Origin of the sequence: Pseudomonas sp. NPDC088885 (assembly GCF_044750025.1) — a bacterium.
GTDB lineage: Bacteria > Pseudomonadota > Gammaproteobacteria > Pseudomonadales > Pseudomonadaceae > Aquipseudomonas > Aquipseudomonas rustica.
On the sequence record NZ_JBIVJB010000011.1, the window covers coordinates 72,796 to 91,305 of the forward strand.

The following is an 18,510-nucleotide window of genomic DNA, read 5'->3' on the forward strand; positions in this document are numbered from 1 at the left end:
AATGTTTTACGTGCAACGCGATGCGCAAGGTGTGTTGACGCGCGTGGAAGCGGCGGCTTACGCCGAAGCCACGGAAACGCTGCCGGCCGACAACCATGAAATCCAGGCGTGGTTCGCCAACGCTGCGGTGGAAAACAGCCTCAAACAGCTCAAGCAGAGCGACTTTGAAATGATTCGGGTACTCGACGACCTGATTCAAGTGCTGACCAGCAAAGGCGTGATCCGCGTCACCGACCTGCCGCCAGCGGCCCAGGCCAAACTGCTGGATCGTAACCAGGCACGTGAGGCGTTGGGCGGGTTGAGCCAGCTGATTGATGAAGATGAGAGCGGGCTGATTTAAAGCAAAAGATCGCAGCCTTCGGCAGCTCCTACATGAAATGCACTCCCCTGTAGGAGCTGCCGAAGGCTGCGATCTTTTTGTCTTTCCAGTCCCACATTTAAAATGCATTCCACTGTGGGAGCGGGCTTGCTCGCGAAAGCGTCATCACTGACGCCATCAGTTAAGGGATTACTGCCAAGGCTTCGGCTCACCCAACAACTGCCCCTGAACCCCATACAAGCCCATCTCGCGAATCACCGACAATTCCCCTTCCGTCTCGACCCGCTCGGCAATCAGCGGCAAATCAATACTGTGCGCCGCGCGCTGAATCGCCTCGATAAACAGACGCTTGTCGCTCTCCTGATCGATCGCCCGAATGTAGCTGCCATCGATCTTCAGATACGCCAACCCAAGCCGCGCCAGGTTGCCGATCATGCTGAAGCGCCCACCAAAGCGCTGCAGGCTCAGCGAAAAGCCCAACTCACGCAGACGACGGGTCAACTGCTCCAGCACAGCCTGATCCGGCAACTGTTCCTCACCGATTTCCAGGGTCAAACGCGGGCCAAGATTGGAATGCGTACGCAGAATCTCAAAGACTTTATTCAGCGCCTGCGGATCCGCCAGCGTCGCTGACGACAAGTTCAGCGCCAGCGAATCTTCATGCCCTTTCATCTGCTCCAGCACGCGCTCAAGCATCAGGCGATCCAGCCGCGCCGTCCAGCCGAAGCGCTCCAGCCATGGCAGGAAACGCCCGGCAGGAATGGTCTGGCCGTGCTCATCGAGCAATCGCGAGAGCACTTTGTAATGCAGCACCAATTGCGTGTCTTGCGCCGCCACCACCGGTTGGAAATACAGCTCGAAACGCTGCTGAGTCAGCGCCTGATCGAGCAAGCGGTGCCAGGCATGGTGATCGTCGCCAACGTCGGCGGTCAGGCTCTGATCGAGGCACGCCCAGTTCTGCTCACCCTGCCCTTCGGCTTGCGCCAACGCCTGATCGCCAAGGCTCAACACCGATTGCGGCGAATCACCGTGAGCGAACGGCGCCAGACCAATCGATGCCACGGCCTCAACATCGGTAGCGCCGGTGGCGTGCAAACTGCTCAGCGCGGCGTCAAGATTCTGCGCCAGTTGCAGCGCTTCCTCACGCACCAGGCCCGGCGCCAACACCGCGAATTCACCACCGCGAATACGCGTGACGAGGTTCTGGGTTTCCGGGTATTTGGCGCACTCGCGGGACAATTGCTCGCCCACCGCTTTCAACAATTCATCAGTACGCTGACCGCCCAGACGCTGGTTAAGCCCGGCCAGATCCTTGACCCGCAACAGCAGCAGATAACCGGAGCTGGCCTGTTCGGCATTACTCACGCGGTTGTTCAACTGCATCTCGAAATAACGCCGGTTGGCCAGCCCGGTGAGGTTGTCCTGATACGACTCGGCACGCAGTTTTTCACTGCGCTCCGCTTGCTCCTGGAACAGCGCTTTGAGTTTCTCGACCATCTGGTTCATGGCCAGTACCACGCGGCGCAATTCCGGTGTGCGCGGCAAGTCCGGCAGGCTGAGAAATTCGCGGCGGGCAATGGCGTGGGATTGCTTGACCATGTAATCCAGCGGTTTCAATTGCCGGCGCAACAGCAGCGCGCCAAGCACCGCACTCACCGCGCCACAGACCAGCAGCCAGCCAAGGCTGCCCAACGCGCTCTGCCACAGCTTGGCCACAGCGAACATCGGGTGGCTGACCACCTCGACTCGCGCCGCCTGCTCCCAACCACGGCTGACCAGCGCATCGCCACCGGCGGGCTCCAGGCCGATCAATTTGACGAACCAGTCCGGCACGTTGGTGACCGCCGGGCTGCCGCTGCGCTCAACCATGGTTTTGTCGGTCTTCACATCAACCACACGAATGCTCGCGTAATAGCCGCTGTCAAAAATCGAACTGACCAGCAACTCGACCATCGCCGGGTCGTCGATGTTCGGCGTCAGCGACAAGGCCAGCGCCGTCGCGGCGTCCTGGGCGTGCGAGCGCAACTGGTTGACGTACTGGGTACGCGAGCTTTCCAGACTGACCATGAAGCTGCCGGTGAAGGCGACCACCAGGAACAGACAGATAGCGATCAACAGCTGTTTGAACAAAGACATCTGAGCGCGTGCTCCTAGTTAGTCGTCTCGACCGGAAAACCTTCGGCCTGCATTTTCTTCAACACATCCTGCCAGCGTGACAGGCGTTTGGTATCACCGACCTTCTTGTTGCCCTTGGCGCCCGGCAAATACAACCCTTCAGCATTGAAAGAGTAGACCGGCAGCAAATCGGTTCGCTGCGACGCCGGTTGAATCTGATCGATCAGGCTGTCGAGCACCAGCGGCATGGCATCGGGGGTGGAATAGTACGTCAGCACCATGTGCGCGCGATTCTGGCGCAGTGCCTTGACGTAAGTGATGCGCAGCTTGTCACTGGAGACGCCGAGATGGCGCAGGCTGAAATACTTGGCGATCGCATAGTCTTCGCAGTCGCCAGCGCCCTTCCACAGCGCCTCGATCGGCGTTTCCCAATAATCGACCTCGTGCCACAGGTCGATATCTTCGACATAGCGCACCTGTTTGTTGAAAAACAGGTTCACCACTTTCAGCTTCTCCGTTTCGCTGGCCTGTTGCTGCGTCGCCAACAGATTCTGCCAGGCATCGATGCGCTGCTGCCCGGCACCGAGCGGCCCGTACAGGGCGGTGGCCTTGCGGCTGATCGCGGAAAAATCCCAATCGGCATGCAGACCGCCCAGCATAAGACTGGCCAGCAGCAGTGCGCAGCCTAGCCAGCGCAGAGTCCGAGGGATCGCGAAACGTACCGCCACAGCAGGTTTCCGGGGGGCAGGAAGGAAAGCGTTTGATGGTGAAGCTTAGCCCGTTAAAAAACAATGGCACGATGAGATCATCGGCATCGCGCTAAACTGTTTGCCAAGTATTCCTCTACACGGTTTGACAACTTGTAGGGCAATCACTAGTGTCATTTGGATCCAAATTCAGCCGACCTACAGGGTGCGTAGTCGTGACACAGAAGCCCAAACCGCTACACAGCATTAAAGTCGATGGGCCGATTCCTGCACACCTGGCCCGCTCGATCATCGAAGAAACCCTGCGCGCAGCCATTCTTGATGGTCGCCTGCCGTGCGGCACCGCTCTGCGCCAGCAGGATTTGGCCGATTTGTTCGGGGTCAGCCGCATGCCGGTGCGCGAAGCGTTGCGCCAGCTCGAAGCGCAAGAACTGCTGAGCGTGACCACGCACAAAGGCGCGGTGGTCGCCGCGCTGATTCAGGGCGACGCCACGGAAACCTACGAATTGCGCATTCTGCTTGAGGGCGAAGCACTGCGGCAGTCAATCCCGTCGCTGACGACGGCCGATCACGAGCTCGCCGCCGGCTACATCCGCGAACTCGAAACCCAACACGACTACACCGAAATCGGTCGGCTCAACCGCCTGTTCCACATGGCGCTGTACGCCAAGGCGCCGAACAAGCGCCTGCTGCGTCTGGTCGAGGACGGTCTCAATGAAGAAGAACGCTTTCTGCGTTTCAACCTTGAAGCCATGGGCCTGGGCAAGATTTCCCAGGACGACCACCGCGCCCTGCTGCAAGCCGCGATCGAGCGCGACGTTGAACGCTCGGTGATGCTGCTTGAGCAGCACCTCAACCGTGGTGTCGAGGTGATCACCCGCTATCTCGCCAGTCCTGCCGCGCAAAATCGCAAAGCCCTGCGCTAAAGCCTTAACGCCGGACGCGGATCATTGCGTCCGCCCGGCGAATAACCCGCTTACAAATCCCCTCAACCGGTCGCGCACAAACACTGTGGCGGATCGGCGTCTTCGCTCTAACCTCCCTGCGCCTGTTCGAACGAAATTGCCACCGTGGCAATAACCAAACGGTAATAGCCGTCGCGGTCATTTACCCGCACTCTTGAACGGCCAACCCCAATAAAGAACGGGGGCGCACCGCCTGATCGGTGCAGTCCCCGCAACAGGAACCTACGGAAGGAGCCTTGTCACGGGAAAAGGAAAGTCATGGCGCCGTTTCCGGCCAACTTTCATCCCTCAAACCACACCAATCTTTTTCATTAGAAAGTTGCTTCGAGTGAGGCATTCACTCTTGTCGATCAATTTTGGCCGTTATTGGCTGAAAGGAGTAACTACGCCCAAATAAAACTTAACCCGCAAGTTTTATCGGGGGCACTCATATTTGAAAAACATCCAACTTAAAATAATTAAAATTACACTTGTTAAATGCTTTTGCCGTGTATTACTTTTCTCTCGCCGAGTTTGAACTTCGCTGCAAACTTCGGCACAAGCGATATGCCACACCCATGACGACAGCGGCCCTCCAGCAGGCCGCAGGCTTTAATCGCCAGTACATTCAGTACAACAACTTCCGTCTGGAAGTCTTTGTCGCCGGTCGAAAAGTCACATGTAAGCCTTCGCTCCACTGATTGCGCAGTTGAAACAAAAGTGCCATTCCATAATCAATGATAAAGGACATCATGATGCCCACTAAGCACCAACTCGCCCTGAAGAAAGCCGAACTTAGCATTCACCCGATCTTTTCCGAGATCAACTCGTTATCGGTCTTGCGCCGCTTTATGGAAACCCACGTGTTTGCCGTGTGGGATTTCATGTCGCTGACCAAACGCCTGCAGCAGGAACTGACCTGCACGCGTTTGCCGTGGCTACCGCCGCGTGATCCTCGTGCGGCACGGCTGATCAATGAAATCGTCCTCGGCGAAGAGTCCGACGACCGTCTGGCTCACGGTCACTACAGCCATTTCGAGTTGTACCTGGATGCAATGCGCGAAATCGGCGCGAGTACCACGGCAGTGGAGCGCTTCGTCGCGCTGCAACAGGAAGGCGTGAGCTACGACGTCGCGCTGCAAAGTGTCGAGGTCGATCCGGCCGCCGCGCAGTTTGTCCGCGACACCCTGCACACCGCGCTGAATGCGCCGGGGCACAGCGTTGCCGCCGCGTTTTTGCACGGTCGCGAAAGCGTGATTCCGACCATGTTCCAGCGCATCCTCGACGACTGGGGCATCGGCATCGAGCAAGCACCGACCTTTCGTTACTACCTGGAACGGCACATCGAAGTCGACTCCGAAGACCACGGCCCCGCCGCAGAACAACTGCTCGAGCGTCTGGTCGATGGCGATCCACAGCGCGAAGCCGAGGTCTACGCCAGCGCCGTCGCCGCCGTCGAAAGTCGCATCGCCCTATGGGACGGCCTGCGCCTGAGCATGCGCGAACCGTTGGCGGAGGTGGCGCAATGAATGCCGCCGACTATCAATCCTTCGCCGATACCTGGGAAAGCCGCGCGACCATCCGCACCCGCCCCCGTCGCGTACTGGAAAACGATGAGCGCCTGATCTATCCGCTCAGTCGCCAGCCGCTGGTGCTCAGCGAAACCTTCCTGCGTGAGTGCCCGCAGCAGCGCGATTTTGCGTTGGTGCAGACCTTGTACAAATTCATCAACGACGTAGTGATTTTCGAGACGGAAATCGTCGACAAGACCGCGCGCAGCATCGCCAAGAATCGCTTCGCCGTGGCCTTTCCGTTCGCCTGTCGGTATGACGCGATGACCGTGGTGGTCGACGAGGATTACCACGCGTTGGTAGCGATGGATTTCATGCAGCAAACGGTGGCGATGACCGGCATCGAACCGATTCAGTTGCCCGATGAAATCGAACTCAGCCGAGCGATTCCCGCCGCCGTCGCGTTGGCCCCGGAACACCTGCGCAGCGCCGTGGAATTGATCTGCGTGGCCATCGCCGAAAACACCGTGACCGGCGACGTCGCGGCGTTCGCCCGGGACGACACGGTCAAGCCGTCGATCAAGGGCCTGATGGCCGACCACTTGCTCGACGAGGGCCGCCACTCAAGTTTCTGGGCGCGGATGGTGCGCATCTATTGGCACACCGCGAGCGACGCTGATCGCGAAACCATCGCGCAGATTCTGCCGGTGTTCATCGGCCATTACCTGACCAACGACATCCAGAAATCCTTTGATCTGCGCCTGATCGATGCCCTGCCGGTCAGCCAGATCACAAAGCGATCACTCAAGGACGAAATCGCCGGTCTGGCCTTCCCGATCAATCGCCACCACCCGCTGGTGGGCAACATCGTCAAGTTCTTCCACAACAGTTCGCTGCTCGACACGCCTTGCGTGCAACTCGCCCTGCGCGACTACCTGGTTTGAGGAGGCCGACATGAAACGTCTCGACATTTTGCTGATTGGCGCCAGCCAGGCCATGACCGACCTGGCGCAGGAACTGGAACAACACGGTCACGCATTGACGCGCAGCGGCGCCGCACAATCGACGGTGGATTTGATCATCGACGATGGCTTTATCGGCGCCGGTGATTTCTGCACGATTCCGCATTTGCATCTGCGCTTAGGTATTGGAGCGCAAAGCGCTGCGGGTTTGCCGACACTCGATTTGCTGTGCTTTCTCGGCTCGTCTTTGATCAGCCGTGTGCCGATTGGCGACGAGCCTTCGGGAAACGGCCAGGTATTGCGCCAGCGGGTGCTGACACACGTGGTGGACGAAGTGGCGTTGCTGGTCAGCCGCTTCTCCCGCGATGCGGATTATCTGCAGCAAGCCCATACGGTGACTGCGCCAGATTTCGAGCGGATGGAAAACCTGCTGTTTCTCGACAGCCTGGCCTACATCCATCGCCTCAACCACACGGCGAATCCAGCACTGCTGAAACAGGCGCAAATCCCGCTGATCGAGCGGCTGCAACAGAGCCTGATCGAGCATGCCGAACGTCCGGCGCTGCACCTCGGCGAACGCTCCATCAGCTACCGCCAATTGCACGCCCACAGCCGCGCAATTCAACAGCGTTTGCTGCCGATTCTTGAGCAGCATCCACAGCCGTGGGTGGTTGGTATCTGCCTGCCGAAAAGCCCGGCGCTGTTTGCTTCGATTCTGGCGATTCTCGGCAGCGGTGCGGTGTATCTGCCGCTGGAGCCGAGCCATCCGCTGCAGCGCCAGCAATACATCCTGCACAACGCCGGCGCGTTGCTGTTGCTGCATGACGGCGAGCATCCGCTCAGCGCAACCATGGCAGGGCTGGACGTCAGTCGCATCGACAGCGCCCAAGCAGATCTCAGCCAAGTGTTGATGCGCCAGCGCCCCGCACTCGATGCGCCGTGCATGGCGCTCTACACCTCGGGCACCACCGGGCATCCAAAAGGCGTGCTGCTCAGTCAGACCAACCTCGCGCACTTCACCGCGTGGTACGCCGACTATGTGCAATTGCACGCCGAGAGCCGAGTGTTGCAGTTCTCTTCGCTGAGCTTCGATTCATCGTTGATCGACATCTTCCCGACCCTGCTCACAGGCGCCGAACTGGTGGTGCCGGACGACACGCAACGCCGCGATCCGCTGCAACTGGTCGCGTTGATCCGTCGTCGGCAACTGACTCACGCATTCCTGCCACCCGCGCTGCTGAGCATCCTGCCGCTGGAACAATTGGAAGGCGTGCAAGTGATGACCGGCGGCGATGTCTGCGAGCCGTTCGTCATTGAACAACTGACCCGCCAGGGCACGCTGCACAACCTCTACGGCCCGACCGAAGCCACGGTGTTGATCACTGCGCGACAACTCACACCCGGCGACAGCAACCGCAGCCTCGGCGCGCCGATTGCCAACAGCCAAGTGCTGATTCTCGATGACGATCTGCAACCGGTGCCCGAGCACACCGTCGGCGAGTTGTTCATCGTTGGCCCCGGCGTTTGCCTCGGCTATCTGAACAATCCGCAGCAGACTGCCGAGCGTTATCTGACCCTGCAATTGCCCGATGGCGAAACCCTGCGCGCTTACCGCAGCGGCGACATGGCCAAGTGGGGCGAGCACGGCATCGAGCTGTGCGGACGCCGCGATAATCAGGTGAAGATTCGTGGTTTCCGGGTCGAGCCGGAAGAGATCGAACGCTGCCTGCGCGAGAGCCAGCTGTATCGACAAATAGCCGTGGTGATTGATCCGCAGCGGCGGATTCTGGCGTTCCTCGCGAAGCCACAATCCGACGAATCCCGCGATGCACTGAAGGCCCACGCCCAGCAGTTTTTACCGGACTACATGCAACCGGTGGCGTGGACTGAACTGCCGAGCATGCCGTTCGCCAGCAACGGCAAAGTCGACCGCAAAGCGCTGCTGGAATTGCCGGTGAGCGTGCAGGACAACGGCCCGAAATGTCTGCCGGCGAATGCTGATGAAGCGTTGTTGCTGGAGATCTGGGCCGAGTTGTTGGAGCTGCCTGTTAGCGATATCTCCACCGACGAAAGCTTTTTCAATCTCGGCGGCCATTCGATTCTGTTGTCGCGGATGTTGCTGCGCTTGCGTGAGGAGTTCGGTCGCAGCATCTCGATCAATCGCTTCATCGAACTGCCGACCATCATCAAACTCGCGACGCTGGTGCGCGGCACCGATGACAGCGCGGTACTCAGCGCCCAAGCCATGGCCGACGCCGAGCGCACGCTGGATATCGAACCGCTGCCGATCAGCCGCATGGGCGATGTGCACAAGGTCATCGTCACTGGCGCCAACAGTTTTGTCGGTGTGCACATCGTCGAGGCGCTGCTCGGTTGGGGCGCCAGCGAGGTCGCGTGTCTGGTGCGTGACGGCGGCGGGCAAACGGCGGCGCAGCGCTTTGCGCAGTCACTGCGCGAAAACCGTCTGGAGCATCTGGATCTGAGTCGGGTGCGGGTTTACGCGGCAGATATCACTCGCCCGCAATTGGGCTTGGCCAACGACGATTATCAGCGTCTCGATCGCGAGTTCGGCGCGCTGGTGCACAACGCCGCCAACGTCAATCACGTGCTCGACTACGAATCACTGGCGGCGGACAACGTCGAGCCAATTTTCGCCCTGCTGCGCCTGTGCGAAGGGCAGAGCAAAAAGGTCTTCAATTTTGTCTCGACGCTTTCGGCGTCCAGCACCGTCGACGCCGCCGGCCAGGTGCTGGAATTACCCGCCGCACTGACGCCGCCGATCTACATTCGCAACGGCTACAACCTGTCGAAATGGGTCGGCGAACGCATCCTCGAACGCGCGCGGGAACGCGGCGTACGGGTCAATCTGTATCGACCCGGCAACATCAGTTTCAACAGCCTGAGCGGCGTGTGTCAGCCGCACAAAAACCGTTTGATGCTGATGCTCAAAGGCTCGATTCAGCTCGGCCAGGTGCCGGCCTTCGCGTTGAATTTCGACCTGATGCCGGTGGACTTTCTCGCGCGATTTATCGCCTTCCATGCCAGCCGATATTCGCCCGATCACGCGGTGTTCAACCTGCATAACCCAGAGCCGCTGAGCTGGGATGCCTACGTTGCTTCGTTCCGCGAAACCGGCAGCGAATTTTCACTGGTCAGCGTCGCCGACTGGCAGCAGCAACTCGGTCGCGTCGACGCCGATAACGCGCTGTTCGGCGTGCTCGGTTTCTACCTCAACGGCTTTGAAGAAGACATCGGCGACATCTCCCTGATCGGCCACGCCAACGCTGAAGCCGGCGTCCAGCAAATGGGCGCGCACTACCCGCAGAAATCCCCGGCGCTGCTGCGTCGCGGCTGCGCTTACCTGAAAGAAATCAACTTCATCTGATTCAACAACAAGGAGCAACACCATGAGCACTCTGCAACCCGACACCCTGATCAAAAACCCGCATGGCTGCCACGTTGTGTCTTCGGTGGAAGTGCCGGTCGACGCGGCGCAGGTCTGGGCGGTGGTCGGCAATTTCGGCGGTTTCGACCGCTTCATTCCGGCGCTGTCGCACATCGAAATGACCGGCGAGGGCGTGTCCTCGCTGCGCAAGAAATTTTTCAAGGATGGCAACGTGGTGGTCGAGCAACTCAACTCCCGCGACGACCAGGCGCTGAGCATGACCTGGACGACGATTTACAACACGCTGGGCGTGGCGAATCTGTGGGCGGCGATGAATGTGGAAGCGCTGGCCACGGGCAAATCCCGCGCGACATGGACGATCATTGCCGAGCCTGCCGGCGGTGGCGAAGAGGCGCTGCCGGGGTTCAGGGATTTTGTGCAGGGGTTTGCGGATGAGGCGATGGGGAATGTTTTGAGGCTGTTTGTTTAAGGCTATAGATGTGTGGTGAATGAACCACCGCTTTCGCGAGCAAGCCCGCTCCCACAGGGGAACGCATTCCAACTGTGGGAGCGGGCTTGCTCGCGAAGAACGATAACGCGGTCTCGACTCTGAAAATCAGATTTTGAAACTGTCGACCAACTGCTTCAACCGATTCGCCTGCTGCGACAACGCATCGCAATCCTTCAACGTTTCATTGAGGTTGGCCACGCTCTGCTGGTTCAGCATGTTGATCTGGTTAACGTCGACATTGAGGGTTTCCACCACCGCTGTCTGCTCTTCCGTCGCCGCTGCCACCGACTGGTTCATGCCGTCGATTTCACCGATGCGCTGGGTCACGCTGACCAGGCGCAAACCGGCCTGATTGGCCACTTCCACGCTCTGCTCGCTGGATGCCTGACTGGCGTTCATCGTACTCACCGCTTCACGCGAACCGACTTGCAAGGAAGTGATCATTTTGTGGATCTCTTCCGCCGATTCCTGGGTGCGATGGGCCAGGTTGCGCACCTCATCCGCGACCACGGCAAAACCACGCCCGGCCTCACCGGCACGCGCCGCTTCAATCGCCGCGTTCAGCGCCAACAGGTTGGTCTGCTGCGAGATGCCTTTGATCACATCGAGGATGTGGCCGATGTTGTCGGTACTCGCATTCAAGGTTTCGATCTGCGTGCACGACAGGCTGATTTTCTGCGACAACTCGGTCATCGCCAGAATGGTTTGTTCCACCACCTGACGACCATCGTCAGCCTGCTCGCTCGCACCGCTGGCGTGCTGCGAAGCATCGGCGGCATTGCGCGCGATTTCCTGAGTGGCGGCGCCCAATTCGTTGATCGCCGCCGCGACGCTGTTGGTGCGCGCACTTTGTTCGTCGGAACCGACGATCGAGGCATTGGACGACGCCATCACTCGTTGCGATAAGTCATGCACCTGACGCGTTGCCGAGGACACTTCGGAAATCGACGCGTGGATACGTTCAACGAACTGGTTGAAGGCACTGCCCAGTTCACCGAATTCGTCTTTGCTCTCTACGACCAAACGACGGGTCAGATCACCCTCGCCCTGCGCAATGTCCTGCATCGCACGGCCCATGGTGGTCAGCGGACGCATCAACACGTTGATCAACAGGCTCAGCAGCAAGGCAATCGCGCCCACGGCTACGAACATCGCGATCAGCGCCGAGGTGCGGAATTGGCTGAGTGCGGCGTAGGCTTTGTCGCGATCGATCGACAGACCGATGTACCACTGCGCATTCGGCAGGTCGCTGACCGGGGTGAACGACAGAATGCGTTCCTCGCCGTTGAGCAGCACATTCTGGTTGCCCTTTTCGATGCGCACGTTGCCGTTCGGGTAGATGTCCTTGAGGTTTTTCATCACCTGATCTTTGTCCGGGCTGACGATCACCTGACCGTCAGCGCTGACCAGAAACGCATGGCCGAGGCCACCGAAATCCACCGAGTTGATGATCTTCACCAGGGTTTCCAGGCTTAGGTCACCGCCAACCACACCGAGCAATTCGCCGTTGTGTTTGACCGGCATGGCAATGGTCACCACCAGGCCACCGACAGCGGCCATGTACGGCGGAGTCAGCATGGTTTTGTCGGCGGCGACCGCTTGTTTGTACCAAGGGCGCTGACGCGGATCGTAACCGTCCGGCATCTTCGCGTCAGGGCGCTGGGTGAACACACCGTTGGCCTGACCGACGTAGGTGAACTGGAAGTTCTGGGTGAAGGCCGGTTGATCGACCAGACCCGGCAAGTCGGCGTCTTTGCCCTGATGAGCGACGTTCTGCGCGAGGTTTTCCAGCACCAGAATCCGCCCGCTCATCCAGTTCTGCACGCTGCTGGCGGTCAGATCGCCGGCCTGCTGTACCGAGGATTGGAGGTTCTGGCGAATGGTGTTTCGCTGCAGATAATCGTTGTAGAGGGTGAATAACGCGAAAGCCAGGACCACGACGCCCGAGGCGGCCAACAAAATTTTATGGCTGAACTTGAGATTCATTTCATGGGACTTCTTATGCCGAAGGTGGGGATGCGTTCCAGATGCAACATTCCATGTAGCTCCGATGTTCAGTAGCGCTGAGGGTCAGCCGCTCTGATTTCCAGTGACGGGTAGGCAACGTTCTGCCGGTCGCTCTACTTTGGTGCACGCATGTCTCACCAGTCTGTCGGCACGTGAAGGAGAAATCTTAGGGTTGCGTGGGAAATGGACGGCTTTTGCCTCGGATTCCCGCCGAACGGCGTGCTAGAGCCTGCGCAGCAAAATTTTTCAGGACGGATGTTCGAGCGGCGGTTGCAAAACCTGTAACCCTTGATAACAATGCGACTAATTATCATTTGTGACGTTTTGGCAGCCGCGTTCATGTCCTCACCCGAGTTCGCCGTTCAGGCGCTTTACAGTAGTCATCACGGCTGGCTCAACGCTTGGCTGCGCGCACGGCTGGGCAACGCAGCGGATGCGGCGGATCTGGCGCAGGACACCTTCGTGCGTCTGCTGCAACGCACCGAACGCCTAGAACTGAAAGCGCCCCGCGCCTTTTTGCGCACCATCGCCCGTGGTCTGGTGATCGACCATTGGCGCCGCGAGGAAATCGAACGCGCCTACCTGGAAACCATCGCCCATTTGCCCGAAGCCGAAACGCCGAGTGCCGAAGCCCGTGCGCTGGTGATCGAATTGCTCGAAAGCATCGCGCGCATGCTTGAAGGACTGAAGCCGAAAGTGCGTCAGGCATTTCTCCTGGCGCAGTGCGAAGGTTTGACCCACAAGCAGATTGCCGAGCAGATGGGTTTGTCGCTGCGCTCGGTGGAACGTTACGTCGCCGATGCGCTGTATCACTGCTACGTGCTGCGGTACGAAAGCTGATGGCTGTGGATAACTTGTCCCTCGGCCGCCGCGCCGAACCTCCGCAAAAAGCAGTGAAGCAAGCCATTCACTGGCTGCTGCGTCTGCGTAATAACCATGGCAATGCGCGGCTGAATCGCCAGTGCGAACAGTGGCGCGCCGAGCATCATGAGCATGAATTGGCCTGGCAACGCGTGCAGTCGCTGCACGCCGAGTTGAGCAACAACCTGCGCGCGGTGCCGGGCGCACAAGTGGCATTCAATACCCTGGAGAACAGCGCGCAGGGACTGAATCGTCGGCAGGCGTTGAAGCTGTTGTCTGGCGCAGTGTTGATGGGCTCCGCCGCATGGTTGGCCAAAGACACGGCCGCGTGGCAGCAATGGAGCGCCGATTACGCCACGGCCACCGGCGAGCGGCGTGGTTTCCAGTTACCGGACGGCACGCGGATCGAACTCAATACCGCCAGCGCGGTGGATCTGGATTACACCGCGCAACAACGGCTGATCAAACTGACGCGTGGCGAAATCATCGTCACCTGTGGTGGCGCCGATGAAGGCGCTGATTTTGAACGGCCGCTGCGCGTGCATAGTCGTCACGGATCCTACGAGCCGCAGAATGCGCGGTTCATCCTGCGTCAGGACAGCGATTGCACGCGGCTGAGCGTCACCCACGGGCAGGTGGCCATTCACTCTGCCGGGACTGTTATCGAAGCGCTGGCCGGACAGAGTTATCTGATCGATCCCTATCAAGTGCGTCCGGCACCGGCGCTGGATATGGATGCGGGCGCGTGGGTCGACGGCTTGATCGTTACCCGCAACATGCGTCTGGGCGATTTCCTCAAGGAAGTCGGCCGCTATCGTCAGGGTTTTCTGAATTGCGCATCAGAGGTTTCCGATTTGCGCCTGTCCGGCGTGTTCCGCCTCGAAGACACCGACAAGTTGCTGGCCATTCTGCCGCAGACCTTGCCGGTGCAGTTGCGCTATCGCACACGCTGGTGGGTGACCCTGGAACGTGTGGTCTGAAATTATTTTGGCGGGTTTTTGCGGCAAGTCCGGCTTAGTCAGTAAGCACTTCAATTCAAGCGTTTGCGACTTCCTACGGAAACCTACAATGACTGTCCGCGCCACCTGTAAGAACCCTCTGAATTTCACCTGCGAATCGGGCCTGTTGCGCCACGCCATTCGGGCGGCGCTGTTTTCCACCGCGCTGGGCGTCGCTGTGCTGCCAAGCGTCAGCGTGGCGGCCGACACCGTTAACAGTGAAGTCGGCCAGCGCTACAACATCGCTGCCGGGCCGCTGGGCGAAGCGCTGAATCAGTTCGCGCGCCAGGCCGGCATCACCTTGTCAATGACGCCGCAGCAAACTCAAGGCCGGCAATCGCCGGGTGTACAGGGTGAATATTCGACCGATCAGGCGCTGAGCCATTTGCTTGGCGGATCCGGTCTGGAAGCGGTCAGTCAGGATGGCAGCAGCTACGTCCTGCGCGCGATCGCCGAGACCGAAGCGCTGGCCCTGCCGACCACCGACATCAAAGGCTTCGCCCTCGGCAACGCGCTGGGCAGCATGGACGGCTACAACGCAACGCACAGCCAGATTGCCACCAAAACCAGTACCGCATTGCTGGAAACCTCGCAGAGCGTGTCGGTAGTCACTCGCGAGCAAATGGACGACCAAGGTTCGCAAACCGTCTCGCAAACCATGCGCTACACCCCGGGTGTGCTGACCAATCCGTATGGCGCGACCCATCGCTATGACTACGTGGCGATGCGCGGCTTCAACGACGGCTCGGTGGATAACATTTACCTCGACGGCCTCAAGTCGATGGGCGACAGCGGCACTTACAGCACCATGCAGGTCGACCCGTATTTCCTGGAACGCGTGGACATTCTCAAGGGGCCGTCGTCGGTTCTGTATGGCCGCAGTTCGCCGGGTGGCCTGGTGGCACTGACCAGTAAAAAGCCGCTTTACGAGGCTTACCATCAGGTGCAAGCCACCGTCGGTACGCAAGGTCAGCGCGGGGTCAGTTTTGACTTCAGCGGCCCGGTCGATGACGACAAGCGCATTGCCTATCGTCTGATCGGGTTAACGGATCAGTCCGACACGCAGTTCGACCACAACAAGGAAAAACGCTTTGCGCTGTCGCCAACCGTCAGCATCGATTTCAATGAAGACACGTCGCTGACCTTGCAGGCGTATCTGCAACACGATCCGGATGGCGGCTACCACGGCGGCGTGCCGGCGGACGGCACGATCCATCAGCGCAACGGCAACCGGATCTCCCCGCACTTCTTCGAGGGTGAGCCGGGGATCGACGGTTACTCGCGTGATCAGCAGTCATTCGGTTATCAGTTCGAACATCGCTTCAATGATGTCTTCACCGCGCGACAGAACTTCCGCTACCTCGATTCCAAAGTGAACATGGATCAGGTCTATGCGTATGGCTGGACGACGCCGACCAGCAACGAGCTGAACCGCTACTACACCGGCGGTGATGAGCGTCTGCATGCGTTCATCGTCGACAACATGCTTCAGGCCGAATTTTTCACCGGCGCGACCAAGCACACCGTGTTGATGGGTGCGGATTACCAGCGGCGTAAAACTGTGGTCGACTGGACCAGCGGCGGTCTCGCGCCGATCAATGCGTTCAACCCGGTGTACGGCAACTCGGCGATCGATATGTACGGCGAGACCAGCTATCTGCGTCGTCTGGAGCAGACCGGCGTATACCTGCAAGACCTGATCGAGATGGATAAATGGCGCTTCTCGCTGGGCTTGCGTCAGGATTGGGTCGAGACTTCCGATGAGAACCGCATCGCTGAAGCGGGGCGTCCGGAAGGTACAGAGATCAACGACCGACGCACCAAACTGACCGGCCGCGCGGGTGCGTTGTACCTGTTCGATAACGGTCTGGCGCCTTACGTCAGCTACTCGGAATCGTTCAACCCGAACTCCTATGCCGACAGCGCCGGTAATCCGTTGGCGCCTACCGATGGCACGCAGTGGGAAGTCGGTTTGAAGTACCAACCGCCGGGCACTGACAATCTGTTCACCGCGTCGCTGTTCCGCATCGACCAGGAGAACCTGGCGACCAAACTGCCGCAGGAAAACTTCTACCGCGCTGTAGGCGCTGTCCGCTCGCAAGGTCTGGAGCTGGAAGCGCACATGCAACTGACCGACAACCTGAAAGTGCTCGGCAGCTACACCTTCACCGACATCGAATATTCGAAGTCGATGGTCAGCACCTTAAGCACGCCGACCGATGTGATCGAGAACAAAGGCAACTCGCCAACGCAGGCGCCGCGACACATGGCGTCGTTGTGGGCTGACTACAAGTTCGACAGCGCAGCGCTCGATGGCCTGCGTCTGGGCGGTGGTGTGCGTTATGTCGGTTACAGCTGGGCGGATGCGGAAAACACCTTAAAGGTGCCGTCCTACACACTCTTCGACGCCTCGATCGGTTATGACTTGGGCAAGGTTGGCTTGAAGGGCGTCGACGTACGCCTGAACGCGAACAATCTGACCAACGAGTCCTACGTCGCTTCCTGCGCGAGTCTGAACTTCTGCTACATGGGCGAAGAGCGCAACGTCGCGGCGACGGTCAGCTACCAGTTCTAAGTCATTTGTCTCGTGCATAAAAAAGCCAGCCCCTGAATTTCAGGGGCTGGCTTTGTCGTTTCAGTGGGGAAATTTTCATGCGTGCGTTTCTGGTTTTGTTGCATCGCTATATCGGTTTGGCCACTGCAGTGTTTTTGCTGCTGGCCGGGATTACCGGAAGCATTCTGGCGTTCAACCATGAGCTGGATGAGTGGCTGAATCCGCAATTTTATTCGGCGTCTGCCGAGGGTTCGCGATTGCCGCCGGGCGAGCTGGTTGATGCGGTGCAGTCTGCGCATCCGAAGCTTCAGGTCTGGTACATGGAGTATCCGCATGAGGCCGGGCATACCGCGCTAATGGCGGCGGTGCCACGTAACGATCCGGCGACGGGCAAGCCGTTCGATGAGCGCAATCAGGTGTTCTATCTGGATCCGGTGAATGCTGAGCAAACGGGTCAGCGTTATTGGGGCGAGTGCTGTTTTCAACGGGAGAATTTCGTCCCGTTCATTCTCGAATTCCACTACAACCTGACGCTGCCGAGAAACTGGGGACTGTGGTTGATGGGCCTGGTGGCAATCGCGTGGGTGATCGATTGTTTTGTGGCGCTGTGGCTGACGTTGCCGCGTGGCAAGCCGTTCTGGAAGAAGTGGTCGACGGCCTGGAAGGTCAAGGGCGGGCATGCCTATCGGCTTAACTTCGATCTGCATCGCGCGGGTGGATTATGGCTGTGGCTGTTGTTGCTGCCGATCGCGGTGAGCAGCGTGGCCATGAACTTGCCGAGTCAGGTGTTCAAGCCTGCGGTGTCGCTGTTTTCACCGATTGAGCCGAGCGTCTACGAGGCGCGAGGACGAATGCCTTCCTCAGAGTTGGGGGTGACTCGATTGAGTTATCAACAGGCGTATGAGAGGGCATTGGAAGAGGGGAAAAGGTTGGGGCTGACAGCGGCGATTGGGGAGTTGTATTACAGCTTTGAGTACAACTTCTACGGCGCAGGATTCGGGCAGCATGACACTGAAGCACATGGCAAATCCTGGCTGTTCTTTCACGGTACCGATGGGCGATTGTTAGGGCAGGAAATTGCGGGACAGGGGACGTTAGGGGAACAATTCTACCGGCTGCAGTTACCGATACACGGTGGACGGATCATTGGTGTGACGGGGCAAGTATTGATCGCGGTGTTAGGTGTTTTGATTGCGGGGTTGTCAGGGACTGGCGTCTACATCTGGTGGCGCAAATGGCAGGCTCGACGTATCAGCAGGGCACGTAAAGCGCTTTGATCACTGAATTGTGCAGACCCTGAAATGACAAAACCCCTGTCTGCGTTAGCAGACAGGGGTTTCGGAATTTAATCTTGACGATGACCTACTCTCACATGGGGAAACCCCACACTACCATCGGCGATGCATCGTTTCACTACTGAGTTCGGGATGGGATCAGGTGGTTCCAACGCTCTATGGTCGTCAAGAAATTCTTTATCTGGCCCGTCAACACGGTAACAAGCCAGCAAAAACAGATACTTCTACTAAAACAAAACCCCAACCGCTTTCGCAATTGGGGTTTCGGAATTTAATCTTGACGATGACCTACTCTCACATGGGGAAACCCCACACTACCATCGGCGATGCATCGTTTCACT

13 protein-coding genes, 1 rRNA gene and 1 pseudogene are annotated in these 18,510 nt (G+C 58.9%); 10 read left to right on the forward strand and 5 right to left on the reverse strand.

The features are described from left to right. Position 1: 1 nt before the first annotated feature. Positions 2-340 (forward strand): hypothetical protein, encoded by a 339-nt coding sequence (locus tag ACIP1X_RS08430; protein ID WP_053116431.1) that lies wholly within the window; start codon positions 2-4, stop codon positions 338-340. Between the two features lie 168 nt (positions 341-508). On the opposite strand, the gene lapD is transcribed toward ACIP1X_RS08430, so the two are convergent. Further along, complete coding sequence (gene lapD, locus ACIP1X_RS08435) at positions 509-2,455, reverse strand: cyclic di-GMP receptor LapD (RefSeq protein ID WP_400751071.1); 1,947 nt, start codon at positions 2,453-2,455, stop codon at positions 509-511. A gap of 14 nt (positions 2,456-2,469) precedes the next feature. Further along, positions 2,470-3,162, reverse strand: a complete 693-nt coding sequence (gene lapG, locus ACIP1X_RS08440; protein ID WP_212551643.1) for a cysteine protease LapG — start codon at positions 3,160-3,162, stop codon at positions 2,470-2,472. Positions 3,163-3,356: 194 nt separating this feature from the next. Between lapG and ACIP1X_RS08445 the strand changes: the two genes are divergently transcribed. The 5 genes from ACIP1X_RS08445 (at position 3,357) to ACIP1X_RS08465 (ending at position 10,433) form a co-directional block, all read left to right on the forward strand. Next, positions 3,357-4,067, forward strand: a complete 711-nt coding sequence (locus ACIP1X_RS08445) for a GntR family transcriptional regulator (protein ID WP_400751074.1) — start codon at positions 3,357-3,359, stop codon at positions 4,065-4,067. Between the two features lie 770 nt (positions 4,068-4,837). Then, positions 4,838-5,614 carry a DUF3050 domain-containing protein gene (locus ACIP1X_RS08450; RefSeq protein WP_400751076.1) on the forward strand — a complete coding sequence of 259 codons (777 nt, stop codon included), beginning with the start codon at positions 4,838-4,840 and terminating at the stop codon, positions 5,612-5,614. After that, complete coding sequence (locus ACIP1X_RS08455) at positions 5,611-6,540, forward strand: diiron oxygenase (RefSeq protein ID WP_400751079.1); 930 nt, start codon at positions 5,611-5,613, stop codon at positions 6,538-6,540. Before ACIP1X_RS08450 ends, ACIP1X_RS08455 begins: the two co-directional genes overlap by 4 nt. Positions 6,541-6,550: 10 nt before the next feature. Further along, a complete protein-coding gene (locus ACIP1X_RS08460) occupies positions 6,551-9,943 on the forward strand; it encodes a non-ribosomal peptide synthetase (protein WP_400751082.1) in 3,393 nt (1,130 codons plus the stop codon). 22 nt (positions 9,944-9,965) lie between these two features. Then, a complete protein-coding gene (locus ACIP1X_RS08465) occupies positions 9,966-10,433 on the forward strand; it encodes an SRPBCC family protein (protein ID WP_400751085.1) in 468 nt (155 codons plus the stop codon). Positions 10,434-10,559: 126 nt separating this feature from the next. Here the strand turns inward: ACIP1X_RS08465 and ACIP1X_RS08470 are convergent, their stop codons facing one another. Both ACIP1X_RS08470 and ACIP1X_RS08475 read right to left on the reverse strand, forming a co-directional pair. Next, positions 10,560-11,345, reverse strand: coding sequence for a methyl-accepting chemotaxis protein (locus tag ACIP1X_RS08470; RefSeq protein WP_371262348.1), 786 nt, complete (start codon positions 11,343-11,345; stop codon positions 10,560-10,562). Positions 11,346-11,414: 69 nt separating this feature from the next. Beyond that, positions 11,415-12,440: pseudogene (locus ACIP1X_RS08475) on the reverse strand (cache domain-containing protein); the annotation flags it as partial. A gap of 360 nt (positions 12,441-12,800) precedes the next feature. Between ACIP1X_RS08475 and ACIP1X_RS08480 the strand changes: the two are divergent. The 4 genes from ACIP1X_RS08480 (at position 12,801) to ACIP1X_RS08495 (ending at position 18,151) form a co-directional block, all read left to right on the forward strand. After that, a complete protein-coding gene (locus ACIP1X_RS08480) occupies positions 12,801-13,301 on the forward strand; it encodes a sigma-70 family RNA polymerase sigma factor (protein ID WP_026000801.1) in 501 nt (166 codons plus the stop codon). Continuing rightward, a complete protein-coding gene (locus tag ACIP1X_RS08485; protein ID WP_400751088.1) occupies positions 13,301-14,302 on the forward strand; it encodes a FecR domain-containing protein in 1,002 nt (333 codons plus the stop codon). The genes ACIP1X_RS08480 and ACIP1X_RS08485 overlap by 1 nt, the downstream gene beginning before the upstream one ends. 88 nt (positions 14,303-14,390) lie before the next feature. Continuing rightward, entirely contained in the window at positions 14,391-16,895 is a 2,505-nt protein-coding gene (locus ACIP1X_RS08490; RefSeq protein WP_400751091.1) for a TonB-dependent siderophore receptor, read from the forward strand. 77 nt (positions 16,896-16,972) lie between these two features. After that, positions 16,973-18,151 carry a PepSY-associated TM helix domain-containing protein gene (locus tag ACIP1X_RS08495; protein ID WP_400751094.1) on the forward strand — a complete coding sequence of 393 codons (1,179 nt, stop codon included), beginning with the start codon at positions 16,973-16,975 and terminating at the stop codon, positions 18,149-18,151. Between the two features lie 72 nt (positions 18,152-18,223). On the opposite strand, the gene rrf is transcribed toward ACIP1X_RS08495, so the two are convergent. Continuing rightward, positions 18,224-18,339: ribosomal RNA gene (gene rrf / locus ACIP1X_RS08500) — 5S ribosomal RNA — on the reverse strand. Positions 18,340-18,510 lie beyond the last annotated feature (171 nt).